The organism is Inquilinus sp. (assembly GCF_057815775.1).
On the sequence record NZ_JBYRFX010000939.1, the window covers coordinates 1 to 3,141 of the forward strand.

General features: G+C 70.3%; 4 protein-coding genes. 3 read left to right on the forward strand and 1 reads right to left on the reverse strand.

Annotation, left to right across the window (positions count from 1 at the left end; translation table 11 throughout):
* Positions 1-576: hypothetical protein (locus AC3XYG_RS33460; protein ID WP_489144210.1), on the forward strand; the 576-nt coding region annotated here is incomplete at its 5' end.
* 19 nt (positions 577-595) lie between these two features.
* On the opposite strand, the gene AC3XYG_RS33465 is transcribed toward AC3XYG_RS33460, so the two are convergent.
* Positions 596-1,531 (reverse strand): LysR family transcriptional regulator, encoded by a 936-nt coding sequence (locus AC3XYG_RS33465; RefSeq protein WP_489144211.1) that lies wholly within the window; start codon positions 1,529-1,531, stop codon positions 596-598.
* An 89-nt stretch (positions 1,532-1,620) separates the two neighbouring features.
* Here AC3XYG_RS33465 and AC3XYG_RS33470 point away from each other — a divergent pair, with 89 nt between their 5' ends.
* Both AC3XYG_RS33470 and AC3XYG_RS33475 read left to right on the forward strand, forming a co-directional pair.
* Positions 1,621-2,544 carry an MBL fold metallo-hydrolase gene (locus tag AC3XYG_RS33470; protein ID WP_489144212.1) on the forward strand — a complete coding sequence of 308 codons (924 nt, stop codon included), beginning with the start codon at positions 1,621-1,623 and terminating at the stop codon, positions 2,542-2,544.
* 14 nt (positions 2,545-2,558) lie between these two features.
* Positions 2,559-3,141, forward strand: a 583-nt coding sequence (locus tag AC3XYG_RS33475; RefSeq protein ID WP_489144213.1) for an alpha/beta hydrolase, incomplete at its 3' end; no start/stop codon positions are given.

Here is a 3,141-nt window from a genome sequence, read left to right on the forward strand (position 1 = left end):
GCCGCGGCCTCGCTCGCCGGCACCCGTGTTTTCAGCGACGATTTCAGCGATGGCAATTACACCGCCAACCCGACCTGGACGTCGCTGCAAGGCACCTGGACGGTCGATTCGAACGGCCTGCACAGCGACACCCGTGCGGCCCAGGGCCAGACCCAGGGCGGCGTCGCGGCGATCGCGCTGCAGCAGGGGCTGAAGAACAATTTCGGGCTCGAATTCGACCTCGCCGACCTGGCCAATGCCGGGCAGTTCGAGATCCGGGTCTACCAGGGCGAGACCAAGGAATCCGGCTTCCGCCTGGTCTACCTGCCGACCACCAGCCCGACCTTCGCGCTGTACCGCTCGGGCCGGTCGGGCATCACCCAGCTGGCCCAGACCACCAACACGCCGGCGCTGCATCGCGAAACCCGCACCCGCCTGACCTGGACCCGCGACGCCGCCGGCCGGATGGTCGTGGCCCTCGACGGCAAGACCATCCTCGAGGCCAGCGACAACGGCTTCCGCGACGGCTGGAACGGCGTGATGCTGGTCAACTTCGGCGGCGATTTCGGTCTGCGCTCGACCCGCGGCGTGAACTGAACGGCCGACCCGGTCTGGTTCAGCCTGCTTGGCGCTGCAGGATCGGCACCACCCGGTCGCGCAGCCAGGCGGCGCCTGGGTCGCGGTCGGTCCGGGCCGACCACACCATCGCCACCGCCGGCATCCGCAATTCCAGCGGCAAAGGCAGCGGGCTCAGCGTCAGGCCGAATCGGGGGCCATAGCGCCGGGCCATGCGCGCCGGCAGGGTCGCCAGCACCGGCGCCTCGGCCGCGGTCGACAGCACGGTCATGAACTCGGCTGATGCCATCGCCACGTTCAAGGTGGCGCCGACCCGGCCCAGCGCCTCGTCCAGGCAGCCCTGCAGCAGGGTGTTCAGCGTCACCAGCGCGTGGCCGGTCGACAGGTAGGTGTCCAGGTCGATCGGCGGGTCCAGCGGCAGCAGGTCCCGGTTGAAGCAGCAGGCCAAGGCCTGGTCGAACAGCTTGATGCCGTGGTGCCGGCTGGCGCCGTGGTCGAAGCAGCCCACCGCCAAGTCGATCTCGCCATCGTCCAGCAGCCGGTGGACATCATCGCGGAACACCGGGCGGCCGATCAGCCGGAGCCCCGGGGCCGTGCGCCGCAGCTCCGCCGTCAGGTCCGGCATCAGCAGCAGCTCCAGCTCGCTGGAAAAGCCCAGCCGGAAGATCCGGTCCTGCGTCTCCGGGTCGAAGCTGTCCTCGGCGTGCAGCACGTCCTGCATCTGCTGCAGCGCCAGCCGGATCCGCGGCGCCAGGGCGCGCGCCCGGGCGGTTGGCTGCATCACCTGGCCGACCCGCACGAACAGCTCGTCCTGCAGCAGCACCCGCAAGGTCGACAGGCTGTGGCTCATCGCCGGCTGCTGCACCTTCAGCCGGGTGGCGGCGCGGGTGACGGTGCGGTCCTCCATCAGCGCGTCGAACGCCACCAGCAGGTTCAGGTCGAAGGACCGAAGATCGAAATGATCGATGGAGCCCATGATCCGGATCGATTTGATTGTTGACTGGGCTGACCATACGTCTTGGGCCGGCGCCGTCAAGCGGCGCGCCCTCCAGGAGTGAGACGGCCATGGCCTCCACCAGCTTTCGCGTCGGCGACGCCATCATCACCCGGATCGATGAGATCCCGCTGACCCATGGCTCGCCGGCCGAGCTTTACCCCGGGATCGATCCGGAAGCCGGCGACCGGCATCGCGGCCGCCTGCCGGCCGGGGCACAGGATCCGGCTACCGGGGCGATCAGTCTCGGCATCCACAGCTGGCTGGTGCGGACGCCGCGCCACACCATCCTGATCGACACCGCCACCGGCAACGGCAAGGAGCGGCCGGCGGTGCCGGTGATGCACCAGCTCGACGTGCCCTACCTGCAGCGCCTGGCGGCGGCCGGGGTGCGGCCGGAGGATGTGGATCATGTGCTGATCAGCCATGTCCATGCCGACCATGTCGGCTGGAACACGCGGCTGGTCGACGGCCTCTGGCTGCCGACCTTCGCGAATGCCCGCCACCATTTCTCGGCGGTCGAACAGCGCTATGGCGAGAGCCTCGCCGACCGGGCGGAGCCGGGCTTCCGACCCGACCCGGCGCTGGGCACGCCGCACCATCCGCCGCTCGACGGCGTCTACCAGGACAGCGTCCGGCCGGTGATCGAGGCCGGGTTGGCCGACCTGGTGTCGGTCGATGGCGGCGAGGTGCTGGACGGCATCTCGTTCCATCCCACCCCGGGCCACAGCATCGACCACGCCGTGATCCGCCTGCGGTCGCGCGGCGAGGAGGCGCTGTTCGCCGGCGACGTCATGCACCACCCGCTGCAGGTCTACGAGCCGGGCTGGAACACGCGCTACTGCGAGTTTCCGGAGCCGGCGCGCGCCTCCCGCCGCTGGCTGCTGGAAGAGGCAGCCGAGAGCGGGGCCCTGATCCTGCCTGGTCATTTCCCCGAAAGTTCGGCCGGCCGCATCACCCGCCGCGGCGACCGCTTCGACTGGACCTTCGCGTGACCGGAGCCGAGACCATGACCCCAGCTACCCCAACCGCGGAGATCGCGGTCGAAGACGCGATGATCCCCAGCGACACGCCCGGCATCAGCCTGCACATCCGCAACAAACGGCTGGCCGGGATGCGCGACTTCTCGGCCGAGCGCACCATCGTGATGATGCATGGCGCCACCTATTCCTCCGGCGCGCTGTTCGACGTGCCGGTCGGCGGCTTCTCCTTCATGGATGACCTCGCCCGCGGCGGCTACGACGTCCATGCCGTTGATGTCCGCGGCACCGGCGGGTCGACCCGGCCGCCGGAGATGGATCGGCCGCCGGAGGAGAACCCGCCGCTGGGGCGGACCGAGACCGGGGTGCGCGACTTCGGCACCGCCGTCGACTTCGTGCTGCAGCGGCGCGGCATCCCGCGGACCAACATCGTCGCCATGTCCTGGGGTGGGTCGGTCGCCGGTGCCTGGACCAGCCGCAACAACGCCAAGGTGGCGAAGCTGGCGCTGGTGGCGCCGCAATGGCTGAACCCGGGCAAGGCGCGGCTCGACCCGGGCGGCACGCTGGGCGCCTATCGCCGGATCCCGGTGCTGCAGGGCAAGGCGCGCTGGC